We start from the raw sequence: 18,965 nt of genomic DNA on the forward strand, positions 1-18,965 counted from the left end.
GAAGCGTGGCAATGGCAAGCGTTCCACGCTTAAAATATCGCCTTTGATTGATCGTCCAGCGAGGCCGGAGCGGCTGCCGCGGGCGAACGCGCACGGAGCCCCCTTCTGATGGTTACATCCCCCCACTTGCTGGCTGCCGTCGATCTCGGCTCGAACAGCTTCCGGCTGATCGTCGGGCGCGTCGAGGAAACGCCGGCGGGCAGCCAGATCTATCCCGTCGATGCGCTGCGCGAGCCGGTTCGACTGGCCGCGGGGCTGTCGAGCGACAAGATGCTCGATCGCGCGTCGCAGGAACGTGGCTGGGAGGCGCTCAAGCGGTTCGGCGAGCGCCTGCGCGATTTCCATCCCGATCATGTGCGCGCGGTGGCGACCAACACGTTGCGCGTCGCGAAGAACGCGGGCGAATTCCTCGGCGAAGCCGAAGCGGCGCTCGGTTTTCCGATCGAAGTGATCGCGGGCCGAGAAGAGGCGCGCCTGATCTATGCGGGTGCCGCGCATTCGGTGCCGGCGAGCGCGGGCAAGCGGCTCGTCGTCGACATCGGCGGCGGCTCGACCGAATTCATCATCGGCTCGCACTACACGCCGCTCGTGATGGAGAGCCTCTACATCGGCTGCGTGAGCCATAGCCGGGCGTTCTTCCCGGCCGGCAACGTCGACGAATACACGATGCGGCAGGCCGAACTCGCGGCCAAGCGCGAGATCCAGATCATTTCCAGCGAGTACAAGAAGGCCGGATGGGACCAGGCGATCGGTTCGTCGGGCACCGCGCGTGCGCTCGCGGAGCTCGTCGAGGCGAACGGCTTCAACGACGCCGGCATCACGCACGGCATTTCGCGCGGCGGGCTCGAACGCCTGAAGCGCGCGCTGATCAAATCCGAGAACGTGAACCGGCTGAAGCTGATCGCGCTGAAGCCCGATCGCGTGCCGGTGCTTGCCGGCGGCCTCGCGATCATGCTCGCGGTATTCGAGGAACTGGGTGTCGACTACGTCGACACCACCGACGGCGCGCTGCGTCTCGGCGTGCTGTACGACCTGCTCGGCCGGGCCCAGCATGAGGACATGCGTGCGGTGACCGTCGAGGGTTTCTCGCGCCGCTACGGCGTCGATCGCGCGCAGGCCGGGCGGATCGCCGCACTGGCGGTGCGGTTCTACGACGAGCTCGAGGCGTCCGACGACGAAGAAGCGCGCGAGGAAGGCCGGATGTTCCTCGGCTGGGCCGCCGCGCTGCACGAGATCGGCCTGTCGATCTCGCACAGCTCGTATCACAAGCATTCCGCGTATATCGCCAGCAACGCCGACATGCCGGGCTTCTCGCGCACCGACCAGGCGCGCCTCGCCGCGCTCGTGCTCGGGCATGCGGGCAAGCTCGGCAAGCTGTCGCAGGCGCGCGACGTCGAATGGCCGCTGCTGTTCTGTTTGCGGCTCGCCGCGTTGCTGTGCCGGCGCCGGACCGACGCCGGGCTGCCGGACATTTCCGTGTCGCAGATGAAGAAGGGCGGGTATGAAGTGCGCCTGCCGAGCGCATGGGTCGAGCAGAACCCGTTGACCGACTACAGCCTCAGCCAGGAAGCGGCCGAGTGGGAGAAGGTCGGGATTCCGTATCGCGTGGTTTATACGGGCGCGTAACGAGACGCCATCGAGGGCGCGGCGCGCTCGCGCCGCTTGCCTCGCGGTGTGCTCAGTCGGAGCACACGATCGCGGTCAGGAACGGGAACGCCTGCTTGACGGTTGCGTCGCTGCCGGCATTGCGAACGGCCTGTTCGACTGCACTCTTCGTGCCGCGTACCACGACGCCGTACGCCCATTTGCCGATCGGCGTGCCGTCGCCCGGCTGGAAGATCGGATCGTTCGCCTGGTAGCCGAGCACGACGTAGACGCCGAAGCCGTAGGCGGTCAGCGGATGGTTCGTGCGGAACGCGTTCACCGAATTCGCTTCGACGTGCATCGGCTCCGACTGGATGTCGCCGGCCGCGAGCAGCGGCGCGACGAACTTGTGGCCGTTCGAATGGCAGTCGAGCGCGTCGTCGAGCGACTTGGCCGACGCGGCGCCGGACGCGCCGAGGGTGCCGAATGCGCCGACTGCGAGCAGCGCGCCGAGCAGGGCGGTCTTGAAAACTTGGTTTTTCATGCGCGGTTGCGGGTTGGGTCGCGGACATTATCGCGTGTTCCCGCAAGATTCGTGCGCGGGCTCTGCATGGGGCGGCAGCGGTTGAGAAGGCGCACGGCGGAGCAAACGAAAAAGGGCTGCAAGCGCGATGGCTTGCAACCCTTATCGTGTATCGTGGTCGGAGCGAAAGGATTCGAACCTTCGACCCTCTGATCCCAAATCAGATGCGCTACCAGGCTGCGCTACGCTCCGACGAGCCAAAGATTCTATCGTCTAATGGGTGGCCGGGTCAATCACGTTTTGCATACGGCGCACATCATCACGAACCGCTCGCGATTGGCGACAATTCGAAGTGTGATCGTCCGGCCCGCGGGTGGTCGGCCGAACCATTCGTCGAAGCATGGAGAGAGACATCATGATGAACCTGATCCTGTGGCGCCACGCCGAAGCCGAAGACTACGCGGCAAACGACCTCGCACGCCAGTTGACGGCCCGCGGGCGCAAGGAAGCGCAGGCCATGGCCAAATGGCTGCGCAGCCGGCTCGAGTCGAACAGCGTGATCCTCGCGAGCCCGGCGGCGCGCACCGTGCAGACGGTCGAGGCGCTGACCGACCAGTACCGGACCGTCGATGCGCTCGCGCCGGGCGGTAGCGTCGACGACGTGCTGGCCGCCGCCGGCTGGCCGGACGGCATCGCGCCGACGGTCGTGATCGTCGGACACCAGCCGACGCTCGGCAGCGTCGCGGCGCAATTGATGGCCGGCAACGACGACAGCTGGAGCATCAAGAAGGGCGGCATCGTGTGGCTCGCGAGCCGCACGCGCGACGGCAACCATCAGGCCGTGCTGCGCGCGGTATTGACGCCGGAGCTGGCCTGAAGGGGTTTGCGGGCTTTGATCATACGGTTTCGCAAGCTTTCTGCTAAAGTCAATTCGGCGACACGTCATTGAAAGGACACGGTCGTGCCACAGAACGGTAACGACCGGTTACTACATTGGCTGGCATGTCGTCCTATTCCTTACGATCAGGAAAGCCTAATGCGAGAACTGCCGACGCCTACGCTCCCTTTTGCCTCGCTTCCCCTCGACACGACGCGGCGTCACCTGCCGCGCGCTGCTGAAACCGTCACATCCGAGTACCGTCTGCGTGCCGCCTGGGCGCGCACGGAAGACGAACTGCGCGAGGCCCAACGCCTGCGCTACACCGTGTTCGCCGAAGAGATGGGCGCGCAGGTCAGCGGTCCGTCCGGTCTCGACGTCGATCCGTTCGATGCCTACTGCGACCACCTGCTGGTGCGCGATCTCGACACGCTGAAGGTGGTCGGTACGTACCGCGTGCTGCCGCCGCACGAGGCCGCTCGGGTCGGCCGCCTGTATGCCGAGGGCGAATTCGACCTGTCGCGCCTCACGCACCTGCGCGGCAAGATGGTCGAGGTCGGCCGCTCGTGCGTGCACAGCGACTACCGCAGCGGCGCCGTCATCATGGCGCTGTGGGGCGGTCTCGGCGCGTATATGATGCAAAACGGCTACGAGACGATGCTCGGCTGCGCGAGCGTATCGATGGCCGACGGCGGCCATTACGCGGCGAACCTGTATCAGTCGCTGCCGGCGAACGCGCTGACGGCGCCGGAATACCGTGCGTTCCCGCATACGGCGCTGCCGGTCGACGAACTGCAGACGGGCACCGTCGTCGCGCCGCCGCCGCTGATCAAGGGCTATCTGCGTCTCGGCGCGAAGATTTGCGGCGCGCCGGCGTGGGATCCCGATTTCAACTGCGCGGACTTCCTGACGCTGTTCCGGCTGTCGGACATCAACGCCCGCTACGCCCGGCACTTCCTGGGCTGAGCCGTCCCGATCGCGGCGCGCTGCTCCAGGCGCGCGCAAGCGAACGCCGTCGCGCGGCAGGTTGTCGCGCGACGGCGTTCGACCATTCCGGGGATGTTGTCTTATCCGACCCTGTTAATTCGAGCGATATGCGCCGACCACCGTGCGGGTGGGCGCACGTTCGGAGCGGGCCCCGCGCGCGGCGGCCCGGACGACACGGCGGGCTTGCCTAGTGCTTGCGCCGCCAGTCGAGCAGATGGTGTTCGGCCATCCAGTGATGGATCATCCCTTCGCCGCCATGGTTGCGCTTATATTCGCGCGACTCGAAATAGGACAGGGCGACGAGCACCATCAGGCCGATGAACAGGCCGATCAGGCCGGCAATCTCTTCAGACGACATGGCTGCCTCCTTTCAACGGCACAGCGCCATGGATTCATATTAGGACACGCGCGGGACGATCCCTAACCCGGAATTCCGCTAGACTCGGCGCGGTCCTGGCGCGCGATGGGCGCGCCGTCTTACGGAGCCTTCCCGATGACCCGTTTCATGCTGGCCGTGCTGGCCGTGTCCATTCTTGCCGGCTGTGCCAGCGATCCCCGCCAGGCCCGTCGCGGCCACCCGCCGCAAGATCCGGCCGATTACCACGGTGTGCCGACCGACATGACGCCGCCGTCGATGCTCGGCGAGCCGGCGTCGTCGGCACCCGCAGCCGTGCAGTGACGATGGCGGCAGGCCTTCGCGGCCGTCAGGTGCCGGCCGCGTCGGCGCCGATCCGCCGCGTCAGCGCCGGCAGGTAGCGCGCGAGCGTCGCGCCGCGCGCGACCATGAACAGCAGCAGCGCGAACCACAGCCCGTGATTGCCGAACGGGCCGACGGCCGCCAGCGTCGCGGCGATGAAGATCGCGAACGACGCGACCATCGCACGCATCAGCGATTGCGTCTGCGTTGCGCCGATGAACACGCCGTCGAGCAGGAATCCCCACACGGACACGATCGGCGAGACCGCCGCCCAGGGCAGGTAGCGCAGCGCGACCGCGCGGATCTCGGCCTGGTCGGTCAGCCGCGCGACGATCCAGCCGCCCGTGACCCAGTAGACGAGCGCGAACAGCAGCGCGCCGAGCGCGGACCACAGCAGCGTGACGCGCACGGCCTGCCGGAAGGCGGCGCGGTCGCGCGCGCCGGCGGCGGCGCCGACGAGCGCCTCGGCCGCATGCGCGAAACCGTCGAGTCCGTAGGCCATGAAGGTCTGGAAATTCAGCAGCAGTGCGTTGGCCGCGAGCGTCGCGTCGCCCTGCCTGGCGCCGAGATGCGCGAACCAGCCGAACGCGCCGAGCAGGCACAGCGTGCGCAGGAAGATGTCGCGATTGAGCGCGATCAGCCGCTTGAGTGCCGCACGGTCCGCGAGCGCCCGCGCGGCCAGCGGCGCGAGGCCGCGCGGCCGCAGCCGCCACAGCATCCAGGCGCCGAGCGCGAAGCCGCATGCGTCGGCGGTCGCGGTCGCCGCACCGATTCCGGCGATGCCCCAGCCGAAGCCGTACACGTAGAGCAGCACGGCCCCGATATTCACCGCGTTGATGAAGACCTGCGCGACGAGCGCGAGCCGCACGCGTTGCACGCCGAGCAGGTAGCCGAGCACGACGTAGTTGGCGAGCGCGAACGGCGCGCTCCAGATCCGTGCGTGGCCATAGGCCAGCGCCGTCGCGCGCACGGCCTCGCTGCCGCCCAGCGCGGTCAGCGCGAACGACAGCAGCGGCACCTGCAGCGCGAGCACGGCGGTGCCGAGCGCGAACGCGACGATCAGCGCGCGCAGCACGTTCAGCCGGATGCCGGCGGCGTCGCCGGCGCCGTGCGCCTGCGCGACGAGGCCGGTCGTGCCCATGCGCAGGAAGCCGAAGCCCCAGAACACGAAATTGAAGAACAGCCCGCCGAGCGCGACGCCGCCGAGATACTGCGCGCCGTCGAGGTGGCCGGCGACGGCCGTGTCGACCGCACCGAGGATCGGCTGGGTCAGGTTTGCGAGGACGATCGGGAAGGCGAGCGCGAGGACGCGCCGGTGCGAGACGGCGGCCGACCCGGTGCCGGCCCCGTGCGGTAATGCGGATTCGGACATGGCGAACGCGTCAGGCGCGTTCCTGCACGCAGACCCACGGCGACACGACGACCGCCCACAGCTCCGGATTGCGCGCCGCGAAGTCGGCGGCGGTTTCCGCCGGCATGCGTGCGACGAGGCCGGACGACAGCCAGCGCGTGACCTGTTGCGCGTCGTCGCCGGCGATCGCTTCCGCGACGCTCACGAGATCGAGATCGCGTGCGACCGACAGCAGCTTGCCCTGTGCGAAGAAGCGCTCGAGATCGCACCAGTCGATCTTGGCGGTTTCGCCGAGGAGTTTGGCGTAAAGCGGGCTGTGCGACGCGCCCGCGGCGGATTCGTGTTGGTGGGAGGACATCGGTTGTGTGCTGGAAAGACTGCGTGGCGCCACTATAAACCATCCGGGCGCCCGGCCGGCCGCCCGGTACGGCCACGACCGTTTCAGGCGTCGCGCAACACGCGCCGCACGATCTTGCCGGTCGCCGTCATCGGCAGGCCGTCGACGAACGCGATCGCGCGCGGGTACTCGTGCGCGGCCAGGCGCGTGCGCACGTGCGCCTGCAGCGCCTGCACGAGCGCGTCGTCGCCGACGTGGCCGGGGTTCAGCACGACGAACGCCTTGACGATCTCGGTACGCGTCGGGTCGGGCACGCCGACGACGGCCGCCATCCGTACCGCCGGATGCGTGAGCAGGCAGTCCTCGATCGGCCCCGGGCCGATCCGGTAGCCGGCGCTCGTGATCACGTCGTCGTCGCGGCCGACGAAGCGCACGAAGCCGTCGGCGTCGATCGTGCCGGTGTCGCCGGTGAGCAGGTAGTCGCCCGCGAACTTGTCGCGCGTGGCGGCGGGATTGCGCCAGTATTCGATAAACATCACCGGGTCGGGGCGGCGCACCGCGATGCGCCCCTCGACGCCGGGCGGCAGCGGCGTACCGTGCTCGTCGACGATCGCGACCGCGTGGCCGGGCACGGCCTTGCCGATCGCACCGGGCTGCGCATCGAACAGCGCCGCGCACGACGACAGCACCATGTTGCATTCGGTCTGTCCGTAGAACTCGTTGATCGTCACGCCGAGCGCGTCGCGCCCCCAGGCCGTCAGCCCGGCGCCGAGGGATTCTCCACCGCTCGCGACCGATTTCAGCGCCAGCGCATGGCGCTCGCGCGGCGCCGGCACCGCGCGCATCAGCTTCAGCGCGGTGGGCGGCAGGAACGCGTGGGTCACGCCGTGCCGCGCCATCAGCGCGAACGCGGCTTCGCCGTCGAACTTCTCGAAGCGGCGCGCGAGCACGGGCACGCCGTGATGCCATGACGGCAGCAGCACGTCGAGCAGCCCGCCGATCCAGGCCCAGTCGGCGGGCGTCCAGAACAGGCGTGCGTCGCGCGGGAAGCATTGCTGCGACATCTCGACGCCCGGCAGATGGCCCAACAGCACGCGGTGCGCATGGAGCGCGCCTTTCGGCTTGCCGGTCGTCCCGGACGTGTAGATGATCACCGCCGGATCGTCGGCCGCGGTGTCCGCCGGCACGAAGTCCAGCGATTCGGCGGCGAGCGCGGCGTCGAAGCGCAGCACGCCGGGGGCGTCGGGTGCATCGTCGCCGATGCAGTAGCACGTGCGCAGCATCGGCAGTTGCGCGCGCAGCGACGCGATCTTCGCGTAACCGGCTGCGTCGGTGACGAGCGCGGCGGCTTCGCTGTTCGCGAGCCGGTATTCGAGTGCGTCGGCGCCGAACAGCGTGAACAGCGGCACCGCGATCGCGCCGAGCTTGTACGCGGCGAGATGCGCGATCGCTGTTTCCGGACCCTGTGCGAGGAAGATCGCGATCCGGTCGCCGCGTTGCAAACCTGCCCGCGCGAGGCTGTTCGCGAAACGGTTAGAAGCATTCTTCAGGTCGTCGAACGTGACGCGCGACACGTCGCCTTGCGCCGTTTCTTGGATCAGCGCGAGCCGTCCGCTGCCGTCGGCCCACTTGTCGCAGACGTCCACGCCGATGTTGTAACGGGCCGGAACGTCCCACCGGAAGCGGGCGAGCAGGTCGTCGTAGCGGTCGGCGGCGGGCAGCATGCGAGTCTCCTTGGCGTCGATCGTCGGCATCGGTCGATGGATTACATCGGCATTTCACGCGACCGAAACCACAATGGCGTCTGATAGATAGGGAATGTGCGGACTCGTGCAACCGGTGCGGCTCAGTGCACGATTCCGTCATGACGCATAAGATCACGACAAAACAGTGATATGACCATGGATTTGCTTCTGATAGCTGCGGGGTTCAGCCTCTTCGGAATCGGCGCGCTGGTGGCGTTCGCCAGCCGCGTCGATCCGCTGTCCGGCCGGTTCACTGGCCGTCTGCGCAAGCGCTGACACAACCTTCCCGTTCTCCCTCGCGACGATATGCGATGCGTGCCGGCATCGCGTGTCGTCTATCGCCTGCCGTCGACGCTGGCGCGCTCAGCGCGCCGGCAGGTAGCGTGCCGGATCGATCGAGCGGCCGCCGTAGCGCAGCTCGAAGTGCAGCGCGGTGCGATCGCTGTCGCTGTTGCCCATCTCCGCGATCGTCTGCCCCTGCGTGACCGGCTGGCCTTCCTTCACGAGCAGCGCACGGTTGTGCGCGTAGGCCGTCAGGTAATCGGCGTTGTGCTTGAGGATGATCAGGTTGCCGTAGCCGCGCAATCCGTTGCCCGCATAGACGACGGTGCCCGGCGCGGCGGCCAGCACCGGCGTGCCCGCAGCGTTCGCGATATCGATGCCCTTGGATTTCGAGCCGTCGAAGCTGCGCACCACGTTGCCGGCGGCCGGCCAGATCAGCGCGATGCTGCTGGCCGGCTTGACCGCCGATTCGACCGGCGCGGAAGGCGCGGGGCGGCTGCGGCCCGCGCTGCCGGTGCCGGTGGTCGACGCGGTCGTCGTGCCGGGCGGCGGCGCGACCCGCAGCACCTGGCCGACCTCGATCGCGTCGGGGTTCGTGATCTGGTTCCAGCGCACGATGTTGACCGTCGACGTGCGATTCTCGCGCGCGATCTTGTAGAGCGTGTCGCCGCGCTCGACGCGGTAGTAACCCGGGCCGACGGGAGCGGAGCCGCACGCGACGAGCAGCGCGGCGCAGGCGGCCGCGAAGAGCCGCTTCGTTGTTGTTCCGATCATTGAACCTCGCAAAACCCTGCCGCGCGCGACGCGGCAGGCGATACAAAACGTCCGATTTTAACGGGTTCGACCCGCGCACCGCAGTTTCGGGCCGCGGGCGCGGCCGGCGCGCACCGGTTCGGCGCGGCCGGTGTCAGCCGGCGAGCGGCAGCACGCGAATCCGCAGCGTGGCCGTTTCCGTCGCGCCCGGCGCGAGCATGCGCAGCCCGAGGCCGTTGTGGATGGCGTCCGGCAGGCCGAGCCAAGGCTCGACGCAGTAGAAGTCCGATTCCGGTTTTTCCGTCCAGGTCGTGACCGCGTACCACGGGATCGAGCCCGGTACGTCGAGCGCGATCTCGATCGTGCGGCGGCGGCCCGGCATCACGATGCGTACCGGCGTGGACGGCGCGCCGTCGAGACAGTGGAAGCGGTCGAGGATGTCCGGATCGCCGAGGCTGTACGACGCTGCGCCGGGCTCGAGCGGGCTGATCGAGCCGTCGGCGCGCTGCATGCAGCGGCGCGTCGGCGGCAGCTCGAGCGTGGTTTCTGCACGTTCGCCGTGCGGCAGCGCGAAATAGAAATGATGGCCCGCGTAGTAGGGCAGCGGCGTGTCGCCGCGGTTGGTCGTGGTGAGCGCGACGTCGAGCGTGTGCGCATCGGCGAGCCGGTAGGTCGTCTCGAACCGGAAATCGAACGGATAGCTGTCGCGCAGCGCGTCGTTCGCGTCGAGCGTCATCGACAGCGCGGCGCCGTCGGCCGACGGGCGTGCCGCGAACGGCAGGTCGCGCGCGAAGCCGTGCATCGGCAGGTCGCGGACCACGCCGGCGGCATCGCGCCAGCGGCCCAGTTCGCCGTCGACGCGATGGCGGCCGAGGAACGGAAACAGCAGCGGATTGCCGCCGCGCACGCGCGCGAGGTTGCTCCAGTCGGCCGCGTCCGGCCAGAAGATGACCGGCTCGCCGTCGACGTGCCACGACAGCAGGCGGCCGCCGAATTGCGGGGCGACCCGAACGAGCGACGGGCCGGCGTGGAGTTCATGAATGTCGTGCTGCTGGAAGATCGGCATGGCGAATCGGTATGAACGGGTGGGCGGGGTGCGCGATGGCGCGCTCCATTATCGGGTTGCGAGGCGGTCGGGGAAAACCCTTCTCGGGGAAATTGCGAGTTTTTCAACCTTCCGACGGTCTGGATAATGCCTCTAAACCGGTGATGTTGCCGGGTCATGACACTTCGTGGAGGGGGCCATGGATCTGGCAATGGCAATGGGAATCGCACTGTTCGGCATGTTCACCGGCAGCACGGTATTGTTTTTCTATCAGCTCGGCCGCTGACGGCAATTTCTGCCGGAATCGAAAGGCCCGCCATGCAAATGGCGGGCTTTTTGCTTTCTGCGCGCTTACAAATTGCAAGCGTTTGTGTGCATTGCCGCAATAACCAGTCAAATGCCTTGGCGCAGTAATCTGGGCTGGGCATAATCGGGGCGCGTTTTTTCGGACGCGCGATGCGTCGTCCGCTCTTCTACCCGACTGATCACCACCAAAAGGACCGACGCGTGAGTCTCTGGTTTCTGGTATTCCTGAGCGTCCTGCAGGGCGTTACCGAACTCTTCCCCGTCAGCAGTCTCGGCCACACGCTGCTCGTGCCCGCGCTGTTCGGCATGCACATCGACAAGCATGCGCCGCAGTTGCTGCCGTTCCTCGTCGCGCTGCACCTCGGCACCGCACTCGCGCTGCTGTGGTACTTCCGTGCGCGCTGGATCGCGCTGATCAGCGGCTTCTTCGCGCAGCTCGGCGGCCGCAAGAACGACGACGGGCACCTGATGTGGGCGCTGATCATCGGCACGATCCCGACCGGGATCGTCGGCCTGCTGCTCGAGAAGCGCATCGAGCGCGTGTTCCACGACCTGCGGATCGTCGCGATCGCGCTGATCGTCAACGGCGTGCTGCTGTGGATCGGCGACCGGATCCAGCGCAGCCGTGCGCATCAACCGCCCGAGAAGATGACGTTCAAGCAGGCGTTCTTCGTGGGCCTGGCGCAGATCGGCGCGCTGATTCCGGGTTTCTCGCGCAGCGGGCTGACGATGATCGCCGGTAACGTGGCCGGGCTGACGGCGGAGAAGGCCGCGGAGTTTTCGTTCCTGCTCGGCACGCCGATCATTTTTGCCGCGGGCGTGCTCGAACTGCCGAAGCTGTTCCATGCGCGCGACCAGCTCGCGGATGCGCTGCTCGGCGGCGTGCTGACGGCTATCGCGGCTTATCTGAGCGTACGGTTCCTGATGCGCTATTTCGAAGGGCGCGGGCGGCTGGCTTCGTTCGGCGTGTATTGCGTGATTGCCGGGGTGTTCTGTCTCGGCTGGTTCATGCTGCATCCGCAGCCGGTTTGAGGGTTGCGGTGCCGCCGGTCGCGCGTCGCGCGTGATGTGACGCGATGATCGGGTATAATTTCGGGCTCGGCTTCATGCCGGGCCCGTTTCGTTTCGGGGTTTCGAGTTTTGGGGTGTGGTGGTGGCGCTCGAAGCCTTTCGCGTGGAATGCGGTCCGGGTTTTGTCTTGTCGCCGTGTCTTTTCCCCTCGACCGCCCTTAGCTCAGTTGGATAGAGCAACGGCCTTCTAAGCCGTAGGTCACACGTTCGAATCGTGTAGGGCGGGCCAGTCTGTTCAAGACTCTGCGGTTGCCTTCCTCGATACACCACTCTGTACTGAAGTTCCATGTAATCGCTATGTAACCTGATTTCATCAATTCGGAGCGAGAAACATGCCGCACGCAACTCTTCGCATGCCGTGCCGCCCTTGGTGGATTCCAGAATCGCGTTTCGATACAGAACCGAGGGACGTCGTATCGACCTAGATACGACGAGGCCGTAAATGGACGGGCCTTTTTATAGAGTCCCGGTTCTCCATAATCTAATGGGAACTGCTTGATTAAGGGACTAAGCCTCTACCCATGGGCAGCAAGGCCGACAAACATAGCGATCAACAAGACAGCAGCCCACACCGTGATCTCCGCCGCGGAAAGGGACTGCCGCCGCCGTTGTGGCCGCTTGAATTCGACTGGGTGTTGGTTCCACGCCTGACTGACCGGCTGACGCGGTTCAAGTGTCCAATCCGCGGGCGGTTGCTGGTATGCAGGTGATCGGTGCATGGCAGCTCGCGGCGCGGCATCGAAAATGACAGATGTCTTTGCCAGAAGCAGCGCGAGATACGTTCGGCTTCGCGTGGTCTTCCCGGTGTGGATTAGAAGTACCGCAAGTAAGGCTTCGCAGTCGCCAAGTGCGTCATGACGGGGCTGTTTGATCACGCCATAGAACTCGCAGACCGAATCGAGCTTCTTCCTGCCGACGGCAGCGGGCCACGGAAACTGCTGGAACGAACAGCGCCACGACTTTGCTGATGCGGCGTCGCAGACGACCGCCAACATCCTTGCGTCGAACTGCGCATTGTGCGCGATCAGCACATCTGCCTCGTTGATCAGTGATGTGATGCAGAGGTCAAGTACCTTTCCGGAAAGATCGGCGGCAGTCATGCCGTGTACGGCCTGAGCCTTCGGATGAATCGGCACACGCGGCTCGCGCAAGCCGTGGTATCGACCAATTTCCCGAACTAGAACGCCCGAGCCTAATTCTATTTCAACAAGCAGTATTCCTATACTGATCGGCTCGTCGTGCGCCGCAACCCCGGTTGTTTCGGTATCGATGATCGCCACTTTCATCTGCGAGTCCTCAAACGCGTTTCACATTCGCGCATGATCAGCTCAGGTTTCTGCGCGCAGATACGGGCGTCGACAACAGGCGCGCTCGTCGCGACGCTGCTCGCGGCGTGATGCTGATGAACCGTCATGGCGTTCCCTATTGGTGAACGGTGGCATCGCCGCCCATTGCTGGCGCGCGCCGCGACTTCTCGCAGTTGTCAGGGGACTGTGCAGTTGACTCGCGGGCCGGATGTGATGGTCGAACATGAGGGCATGATGGTGAAGTTTCGCGCTTGGGTTGGACGGGCAACGGGGTTTGCCGCGGCAGTGGCGATGGCGGTCGGTGCCTGAGAAGATGCGGGGATCACTGAAGGTATGCCGCTCGCCACTGCAGGAGCCGCGCTCATTTTCGCCGCGCCCATGCTGACGGTAATCATCGTCGGGTAGTCGAAGCCGGCCCCCGTACCCATATCGATCGCCGTGCCGAGGATGCCCCCGAACAGAAGATTGCCGGCGACCATGCCGCGCGCTGATGAAGCCACGGTGGAGATACCAGATTCGTGCCCTTCCTTGTCACACTTGACGTTCAGGTCCCCCATCGATCGATGCAGAGAAACTGAACCGGGAGTCGTGACGAACCACGTACCCTTATCGTTCGTAAGCTTGCAGCTCGCGCTGGTCACCGCTTCCGTCGCGCTTCGCGTCTCGACGGACACCACCTGGGTCGAGCCGTCGATGATCGAGGCACACCCGCTCAGGGACAACAGTCCCGATACTACCCATATCGTTTTCATCGTTTTTCCCCGATTCGTATTGCGCGCCGCGTATCAGTCGTTGATTATCGCCAACTCGCTTGTTGTTTATTCCCCGATTTCTATTTCGCACAGAAAGGGCGCGTGAATCGAGCATGCATCAGATATGCCACCATCCCTTGAGGCACAGCTGAGTTCGATTTTGAGAATAGCGAGACAGCAACAGGCGGGGAGTCCATGCCGTGTTGATTCAGTTTTGAAACGAGGCTTATTCGATGTTTGGCGCTCGCCTAAACCCTCGATTGCGCGAGGACTTGCTCGTACTCATGGCGCACCGGAAAGATCCTTTCGCGCTTCCGCGCCATCGCGAGATTTCTTGGGATCATTATTTCGCGCCAGATGCAATTTGTAGAACGGTTATCGCAACCAGGTCGGAAGATTTGCGCACAATCGAACGTTCTGACCGTGCATTCAGTTTCAAAATTGAATCAGGACCATGCACAGCTTCTGTACCAGCCTACACGCCTGGTCACGATAGAGTGGTTTGCCGCCCCAGTTGGCCGCTGCAATGTTCGAGGTCGCAGATCTCGAACATTTTCGCAATCTGCGATAGCGCGAACACGAAGCGTGCATCGGCCTGACTGTCGATCCGGTTCAACCGCATGTCGCGGTAGACGTACATCTCCCGGCGCACGGCCTCGAGGTTGTGCAGGTTGATCGTACGGGTTAGGCTGGGGCTAGCGGGACTGGGCATCATCTCGGATTACCGCTTTGCGCTCCGCTCGTACCTTGACGACGGGGCGCTCAACGAGATCATGTGAGGCAGCTTCGCGGAGGCGAAGCCGGTGAGCATCGTGTACTACCCGAGTCGCCATATGCCAAACAACCTGCGCACCTTCATCGATGCGAATGTCCCCCCGGATTCAAAAGTGTTTTCGCGGAATAGCCCTTCCGCGACACAGCGTCGGCCACGGATACTGACGGCCATACACGTTCCGCATCCGCGAACGCCACACCGATCCCTGCATGATCGATGCCGCGGACATACCGCGTCCTGGCCGGTCGTCCTCACGGCGCATCCGGCATGACCGCCGTGCCGCAGGCATCGCCGCGCACTCGAACCACAAACCCCCACCCATGACCCAACCCCTCCACCACGAATCATTGCCGACCCGCTATCGCGCATGGACCTGGCATGGCTGCGAGCATCCCGAACAACTGCGTCTCGAACAGATCGCGATGCCGGCGCTGAAGCCCGGCCAGGTGCTGGTACGCAACCACGCGATCGGCCTGAACCCGGTCGACTGGAAAGTGCTCGGCGGCGCGCTGGTGAACTGGTCCGACGGGCATGTGCCGGGCGTCGACGGCGCCGGCACGGTCGTCGCCGTCGCGGACGAGCACGCACGCCATCTGCTCGGCCGCCGCGTTGCGTACCACCAGGGCCTCGACGGACACGGCAGTTTCGCGGAATACACGCCGATCGCCGCGTCCGTGCTGCTGACGGTGCCCGACGCGCTCGATTTCGAAACGGCCGCGAGCGTGCCGTGTCCCGCGCTGACCGCGTGGCAGGCGCTGGAGAAAGTGCCGTGCCGAACCGCCCGCGAAATTCTCGTCAGCGGAGCAGGGGGCGCGGTGGGCAACTATCTGGTGCAGATCGCCGCCGACCGCGGGTTCGAGGTCACGGTATCGTGCAACGAGCGTCATTGGGCGCGTCTGCGTGCGCGAGGGGCGACCCGTTTCGTCGCCGGCCCAATCGGCGAGACCATCGACGCCGGGCACGAACTGGCCCGGCGTTTCTACGCAGTGTTCGACAGCGTCGATGCGCAAAGCGCGGCCCGCTGGGCCCCGGCGGTGTCCGCCAACGGGCATGTCGTGTGCATCCAGGGCCGGTTCGACGCACAGCCGCTGCCGCCGTTCACGACGAGCGTATCGCTTCATGAAGTCGCGCTGAATGCACTGCATACGTACGGCGATGCGGCGGCGTGGCTCGAGACGACCACCGCGGGCAGCATGCTGCTGGCCGGTATCGCGAACGGCGCCCTTCAACCCGAAGCGCGTGTCACCGGCGATTTCGAGCATTTGCCCGAGCAACTGGAAGGGCTGCGGCATCGCCGGTTCTCCGGCAAACCGGTGGTGCTCGTCGGGTGAAGAGCGCACGACGGACGGAAGCATGCCGGTTGCACGTCCGTCGGCGAGACCGGCATCACCGCGTCACGCCGCGCCGAAGCGATTCAAGCGCGTTGATAACCCGGCCACCCGAATTCCCCCGATCCGACGACAAACCGGAATTCGTCTGATAATACGAGCGGCGATCCCCGCGAACGAGCAATCGTCCGAATCCCGCCGAACCGTTGCAGATGCAACCAGACGGCAGCATTGCCCCGATTGCGTCGTTCTCCGACGCAATCCGGAAATGAAACGGCGTCAGGCCCACCTGGTCGTTCGGAATGTGCCCAGCGCCGTTCAAATCCCCACTCGACGCCCGCGCGATACGGCGCCGACCACAGGAGGTGAACGATGATCACGCTGACCGTCAACGGTAGCGAACAGCATTTCGACGGCAATCCCGACATGCCGTTGCTCTGGTATCTGCGCGACGTCCTCGGCCACACGGGTACCAAGTTCGGCTGCGGGATGGCGCTGTGCGGCGCGTGCACCGTGCATCTCGACGGCACGGCGATTCGCGCGTGCATCACGCCGGTCGCGGTCGCCGCCGGCAAGCGCGTGACGACGATCGAAGGCTTGTCGACCGACCTGACCCACCCGCTGCAGCAGGCCTGGCAGGAACTGAACGTCGCGCAATGCGGCTACTGCCAGTCCGGCCAGATCATGCAGGCCGCGTCGCTGCTGAAGACGAACCCCCATCCGAGCGATGCCGACATCGACGACGCGATGTCCGGCAACATCTGCCGCTGCGGCACCTATACGCGCATTCGCGCGGCGATCCGGCTGGCGGTGCGCCGCGGAGGTGCCGCATGAACGCGCCGGAACTCTCCGTCCACAACGAAAGCCGCCGCGCTTTGCTGCTCGGCTTCGCCTCCGGCGGGCTGCTGCTCGCATTCGGCATGCCGTCGCTCGCGCGTGCGGCCGTGGCGGTGCAGCCGCCGGTCAGCCCGAATCCGCAGTACGGCGGCGCGGGCATGCCGCACGGATTGCGCGACGATCCGAACCTGTTCGTCGCGATCGCGCCGGACGGCACGGTCACGGTGACCTGCATCCGCTCCGAGATGGGGCAGGGTGTGCGCACGAGCGTCGCGCTCGTGGTCGCCGATGAACTGGGCGCGGACTGGGCGCGCGTGAAGGTCGCGCAGGCGGTCGGCGACGAGCCGCGCTACGGCAACCAGAACACCGACGGCTCGCGTAGCCTGCGGCAGAGCTTCGCGGCGCTGCGCCGCGCGGGCGCGGCCGCGCGCACGATGCTCGAGCAGGCCGCGGCGGCGACGTGGGGCGTCGACGTGCGTCAGGTGAAGGCGACGGTGCACGAGGTCGTCGATACGAAAACCGGGCGCAAGCTCGGCTTCGGCGAACTGGCCGCGAAGGCGGCCGCGCTGCCGGTGCCCGATACGAAAAGCGTGCCGTTGAAGGCGCCGGCCGAGTTCCGCTATATCGGCAAGGGCGAGACGTCGTTGATCGACGGACGCGACATCGTCGGCGGCCGCGCGCGCTACGGGATCGATACGCGGCTCGACGGGATGCTCTATGCGGTCGTCGCACGTCCGCCGGCTTATGGCGATACGGTCGCGTCGTTCGACGCGTCGGCAGCGGAGAAGCTGCCGGGTGTCGTCAAGGTCGTGCAGCTCGCGTCGACACCGCTGCCGTCCGGGTTCCAGCCGCTCGGCGGCGTAGCGGTGATCGCGCGCGACACGTGGACGGCCATCCAGGCGCGCGCACAGCTGAAGATCGACTGGAAACACGGACCGCACGCAGGCTACGACTCGGCCGCCTACCGCAAGACGCTCGAAGCGGCGGCCGCGCAGCCGGGCGACGTGATCCGCAACGACGGCGATACGGCCGCGGCGCTCGCGAGCGCCGCGAAGCGGGTGCGCGCGACGTACTACGTCCCGCATCTCGCGCACGCGACGATGGAGCCGCCGGCGGCGGTCGCGCGCGTGGCCGACGGCCGCTGCGAAGTGTGGACCTGCACGCAGGCGCCGCAGACCACGCGCGACGAGATCGCGAAGGCGCTGGCGCTGCCGGCCGAGCGGGTGACGGTCAACGTGACGCTGCTCGGCGGCGGCTTCGGCCGGAAGTCGAAGCCCGACTACGTGGTGGAGGCCGCGCTGCTGTCGAAGGTGGTCGGCGCGCCCGTCAAGCTGATCTTCACGCGCGAGGACGACATCGCGCACGACTATTTCCACGCGGTGTCGCTGGAAGCGTTCGAAGGCGGCCTCGACGCGGCGGGGAAGGTGGTCGCGTGGCAGCATCGCACGGTTGCGCCGTCGATCCAGTCGACCTTCAGGGCCGGCGTCGTGCACGAGCAGCCGGGCGAGCTCGCGCAAGGCATCGCGGATCTTCCATTTGCAGTCCAAAACATACGGATCGAGAACCCGGCAGCGGACGCGCACACGCGGATCGGCTGGTTTCGTTCGGTGTACAACATTCCGCACGCGTTCGGGATCCAGAGCTTCGTGGCGGAGCTCGCACACGCGGCGGGCCGCGACCCGAAGGACTTCCTGCTCGACCTGATCGGGCCGGCGCGACGCTTCGAGCCGCACATTGCGGTGAAGAACGTGAACTACGGCGAGGATCCGGCGTTGTATCCGGTCGATACGGGACGGCTGCGGCGCGTGATCGAGACGGTCGCGCGCGAAGCCGGCTGGGGGCGCAAGCTGCCGAAAGGGCGGGGGCTCGGCATCGCCGCGCATCGCAGCTTCGTGTCGTACACGGCGGCCGTGTGCGAAGTGCAGGTCGGCGCGGATGGCGCGATTACGGTGCCGCGTGTCGACATCGCGATCGACTGCGGGCCGCAAGTGAACCCGGAGCGCGTGCGCTCGCAGCTCGAAGGCGCGGTGGTGATGGGGCTCGGCATCGCGCTGCACGGCGAGATCACGTTCAAGGACGGGCGCCCGGAGCAGAGCAATTTCAACGGCTTCCAGGTACTTCGGATGAACGAGGCGCCGCGTGAAATCCGCGTGCACCTGGTCGCGCCGGACGACTATGCGACGCCGCTCGGCGGCGTCGGCGAGCCGGGGCTGCCGCCGGTCGCACCAGCGCTGACCAACGCGATCTTCGCGGCAACGGGCACGCGCATCCGCAACCTGCCCATCGCGGACCAGCTCGCGAAGCCGAAAGCGGGGTGACGCGGCGCTGCGCGCCGGGCCGTCTGCAAGGCCCGGTGCGTATATTCGCCCGCGCGCCCGCCGTTGCGTGCGGCCTGTTCATGCATTCTG

General features: G+C 66.4%; 18 protein-coding genes and 2 tRNA genes. 9 read left to right on the top strand and 11 right to left on the bottom strand.

Annotation, left to right across the window (positions count from 1 at the left end; genetic code table 11):
- The first annotated feature begins 108 nt into the window (after positions 1–108).
- A complete protein-coding gene (gene ppx, locus U5A56_RS26165; protein WP_321925285.1) occupies positions 109–1,626 on the top strand; it encodes an exopolyphosphatase in 1,518 nt (505 codons plus the stop codon).
- Positions 1,627–1,678: 52 nt separating this feature from the next.
- Here ppx and U5A56_RS26170 read toward each other — a convergent pair whose 3' ends face one another.
- Both U5A56_RS26170 and U5A56_RS26175 read right to left on the bottom strand, forming a co-directional pair.
- Positions 1,679–2,128 carry a hypothetical protein gene (locus U5A56_RS26170; RefSeq protein WP_321925287.1) on the bottom strand — a complete coding sequence of 150 codons (450 nt, stop codon included), beginning with the start codon at positions 2,126–2,128 and terminating at the stop codon, positions 1,679–1,681.
- A 154-nt stretch (positions 2,129–2,282) separates the two neighbouring features.
- A tRNA-Pro gene (locus U5A56_RS26175) sits at positions 2,283–2,359 on the bottom strand.
- A 163-nt stretch (positions 2,360–2,522) separates the two neighbouring features.
- Between U5A56_RS26175 and sixA the strand changes: the two genes are divergently transcribed.
- Together sixA and U5A56_RS26185 are read left to right on the top strand one after the other, a co-directional pair.
- Positions 2,523–2,984 (top strand): phosphohistidine phosphatase SixA, encoded by a 462-nt coding sequence (sixA, locus tag U5A56_RS26180; RefSeq protein WP_044844883.1) that lies wholly within the window; start codon positions 2,523–2,525, stop codon positions 2,982–2,984.
- Between the two features lie 159 nt (positions 2,985–3,143).
- On the top strand, positions 3,144–3,950 hold the full coding sequence (locus tag U5A56_RS26185; RefSeq protein ID WP_044844882.1) for a GNAT family N-acetyltransferase: 807 nt from the start codon (positions 3,144–3,146) through the stop codon (positions 3,948–3,950).
- Between the two features lie 208 nt (positions 3,951–4,158).
- Here U5A56_RS26185 and U5A56_RS26190 read toward each other — a convergent pair whose 3' ends face one another.
- Positions 4,159–4,329 (bottom strand): hypothetical protein, encoded by a 171-nt coding sequence (locus tag U5A56_RS26190; protein ID WP_014897413.1) that lies wholly within the window; start codon positions 4,327–4,329, stop codon positions 4,159–4,161.
- Positions 4,330–4,464: 135 nt separating this feature from the next.
- Between U5A56_RS26190 and U5A56_RS26195 the strand changes: the two genes are divergently transcribed.
- The gene (locus U5A56_RS26195; protein WP_321925289.1) at positions 4,465–4,650 is read left to right on the top strand and encodes a hypothetical protein; all 186 of its coding nucleotides are present in this window, start codon (positions 4,465–4,467) and stop codon (positions 4,648–4,650) included.
- 25 nt (positions 4,651–4,675) lie between these two features.
- Here the strand turns inward: U5A56_RS26195 and U5A56_RS26200 are convergent, their stop codons facing one another.
- From U5A56_RS26200 to U5A56_RS26220, 5 genes are all read right to left on the bottom strand, one after another.
- Complete coding sequence (locus tag U5A56_RS26200) at positions 4,676–6,040, bottom strand: MATE family efflux transporter (RefSeq protein ID WP_321925291.1); 1,365 nt, start codon at positions 6,038–6,040, stop codon at positions 4,676–4,678.
- 10 nt (positions 6,041–6,050) lie between these two features.
- On the bottom strand, positions 6,051–6,377 hold the full coding sequence (locus U5A56_RS26205; protein WP_012363583.1) for a DUF2288 domain-containing protein: 327 nt from the start codon (positions 6,375–6,377) through the stop codon (positions 6,051–6,053).
- Positions 6,378–6,460: 83 nt separating this feature from the next.
- Positions 6,461–8,080 (bottom strand): acyl-CoA synthetase, encoded by a 1,620-nt coding sequence (locus U5A56_RS26210; RefSeq protein WP_321925293.1) that lies wholly within the window; start codon positions 8,078–8,080, stop codon positions 6,461–6,463.
- Positions 8,081–8,464: 384 nt separating this feature from the next.
- Positions 8,465–9,157: a peptidoglycan DD-metalloendopeptidase family protein gene (locus U5A56_RS26215; protein WP_321925295.1), complete on the bottom strand. Its 693-nt coding sequence runs from the start codon at positions 9,155–9,157 to the stop codon at positions 8,465–8,467.
- 133 nt (positions 9,158–9,290) lie between these two features.
- A complete protein-coding gene (locus U5A56_RS26220; protein ID WP_044844878.1) occupies positions 9,291–10,202 on the bottom strand; it encodes an aldose epimerase in 912 nt (303 codons plus the stop codon).
- Positions 10,203–10,688: 486 nt separating this feature from the next.
- Here U5A56_RS26220 and U5A56_RS26225 point away from each other — a divergent pair, with 486 nt between their 5' ends.
- Together U5A56_RS26225 and U5A56_RS26230 are read left to right on the top strand one after the other, a co-directional pair.
- Positions 10,689–11,519, top strand: coding sequence for an undecaprenyl-diphosphate phosphatase (locus U5A56_RS26225; RefSeq protein WP_044844877.1), 831 nt, complete (start codon positions 10,689–10,691; stop codon positions 11,517–11,519).
- A 191-nt stretch (positions 11,520–11,710) separates the two neighbouring features.
- Positions 11,711–11,787: transfer RNA gene (locus U5A56_RS26230), tRNA-Arg, on the top strand.
- A 286-nt stretch (positions 11,788–12,073) separates the two neighbouring features.
- Here the strand turns inward: U5A56_RS26230 and U5A56_RS26235 are convergent.
- The 3 genes from U5A56_RS26235 to U5A56_RS26245 form a co-directional block, all read right to left on the bottom strand.
- Positions 12,074–12,844, bottom strand: coding sequence for an exonuclease domain-containing protein (locus tag U5A56_RS26235; RefSeq protein ID WP_321925297.1), 771 nt, complete (start codon positions 12,842–12,844; stop codon positions 12,074–12,076).
- 197 nt (positions 12,845–13,041) lie between these two features.
- Positions 13,042–13,617, bottom strand: coding sequence for a hypothetical protein (locus U5A56_RS26240; RefSeq protein ID WP_321925298.1), 576 nt, complete (start codon positions 13,615–13,617; stop codon positions 13,042–13,044).
- 487 nt (positions 13,618–14,104) lie between these two features.
- A complete protein-coding gene (locus U5A56_RS26245; protein ID WP_321925299.1) occupies positions 14,105–14,332 on the bottom strand; it encodes a hypothetical protein in 228 nt (75 codons plus the stop codon).
- Positions 14,333–14,712: 380 nt separating this feature from the next.
- On the opposite strand from U5A56_RS26245, the gene U5A56_RS26250 reads away from it, so the two are divergent.
- The 3 genes from U5A56_RS26250 (at position 14,713) to U5A56_RS26260 (ending at position 18,875) form a co-directional block, all read left to right on the top strand.
- Entirely contained in the window at positions 14,713–15,723 is a 1,011-nt protein-coding gene (locus U5A56_RS26250; RefSeq protein ID WP_321925300.1) for a zinc-binding dehydrogenase, read from the top strand.
- Positions 15,724–16,092: 369 nt separating this feature from the next.
- Positions 16,093–16,554 carry a (2Fe-2S)-binding protein gene (locus tag U5A56_RS26255; protein WP_321925302.1) on the top strand — a complete coding sequence of 154 codons (462 nt, stop codon included), beginning with the start codon at positions 16,093–16,095 and terminating at the stop codon, positions 16,552–16,554.
- Positions 16,551–18,875, top strand: coding sequence for a xanthine dehydrogenase family protein molybdopterin-binding subunit (locus tag U5A56_RS26260; RefSeq protein WP_321925304.1), 2,325 nt, complete (start codon positions 16,551–16,553; stop codon positions 18,873–18,875). Before U5A56_RS26255 ends, U5A56_RS26260 begins: the two co-directional genes overlap by 4 nt.
- The last annotated feature ends 90 nt before the right edge of the window (positions 18,876–18,965 follow it).

Origin of the sequence: Burkholderia sp. BCC1998 (assembly GCF_905339875.1) — a bacterium.
In the GTDB taxonomy this organism is placed as follows: Bacteria; Pseudomonadota; Gammaproteobacteria; order Burkholderiales; family Burkholderiaceae; genus Burkholderia.

Excerpts from the sequence above, each read along its gene's own strand:
- ppx (WP_321925285.1), top strand. The coding sequence starts at position 109 with ATGGTTACATCCCCCCACTTGCTGGCTGCCGTCGATCTCGGCTCGAAC.
- U5A56_RS26170 (WP_321925287.1), bottom strand. The coding sequence starts at position 2,128 with ATGAAAAACCAAGTTTTCAAGACCGCCCTGCTCGGCGCGCTGCTCGCA.
- sixA (WP_044844883.1), top strand. The coding sequence starts at position 2,523 with ATGATGAACCTGATCCTGTGGCGCCACGCCGAAGCCGAAGACTACGCG.
- U5A56_RS26185 (WP_044844882.1), top strand. The coding sequence starts at position 3,144 with ATGCGAGAACTGCCGACGCCTACGCTCCCTTTTGCCTCGCTTCCCCTC.
- U5A56_RS26190 (WP_014897413.1), bottom strand. The coding sequence starts at position 4,329 with ATGTCGTCTGAAGAGATTGCCGGCCTGATCGGCCTGTTCATCGGCCTG.
- U5A56_RS26195 (WP_321925289.1), top strand. The coding sequence starts at position 4,465 with ATGACCCGTTTCATGCTGGCCGTGCTGGCCGTGTCCATTCTTGCCGGC.
- U5A56_RS26200 (WP_321925291.1), bottom strand. The coding sequence starts at position 6,040 with ATGTCCGAATCCGCATTACCGCACGGGGCCGGCACCGGGTCGGCCGCC.
- U5A56_RS26205 (WP_012363583.1), bottom strand. The coding sequence starts at position 6,377 with ATGTCCTCCCACCAACACGAATCCGCCGCGGGCGCGTCGCACAGCCCG.
- U5A56_RS26210 (WP_321925293.1), bottom strand. The coding sequence starts at position 8,080 with ATGCTGCCCGCCGCCGACCGCTACGACGACCTGCTCGCCCGCTTCCGG.
- U5A56_RS26215 (WP_321925295.1), bottom strand. The coding sequence starts at position 9,157 with ATGATCGGAACAACAACGAAGCGGCTCTTCGCGGCCGCCTGCGCCGCG.
- U5A56_RS26220 (WP_044844878.1), bottom strand. The coding sequence starts at position 10,202 with ATGCCGATCTTCCAGCAGCACGACATTCATGAACTCCACGCCGGCCCG.
- U5A56_RS26235 (WP_321925297.1), bottom strand. The coding sequence starts at position 12,844 with ATGAAAGTGGCGATCATCGATACCGAAACAACCGGGGTTGCGGCGCAC.
- U5A56_RS26240 (WP_321925298.1), bottom strand. The coding sequence starts at position 13,617 with ATGAAAACGATATGGGTAGTATCGGGACTGTTGTCCCTGAGCGGGTGT.
- U5A56_RS26245 (WP_321925299.1), bottom strand. The coding sequence starts at position 14,332 with ATGATGCCCAGTCCCGCTAGCCCCAGCCTAACCCGTACGATCAACCTG.
- U5A56_RS26250 (WP_321925300.1), top strand. The coding sequence starts at position 14,713 with ATGACCCAACCCCTCCACCACGAATCATTGCCGACCCGCTATCGCGCA.
- U5A56_RS26255 (WP_321925302.1), top strand. The coding sequence starts at position 16,093 with ATGATCACGCTGACCGTCAACGGTAGCGAACAGCATTTCGACGGCAAT.
- U5A56_RS26260 (WP_321925304.1), top strand. The coding sequence starts at position 16,551 with ATGAACGCGCCGGAACTCTCCGTCCACAACGAAAGCCGCCGCGCTTTG.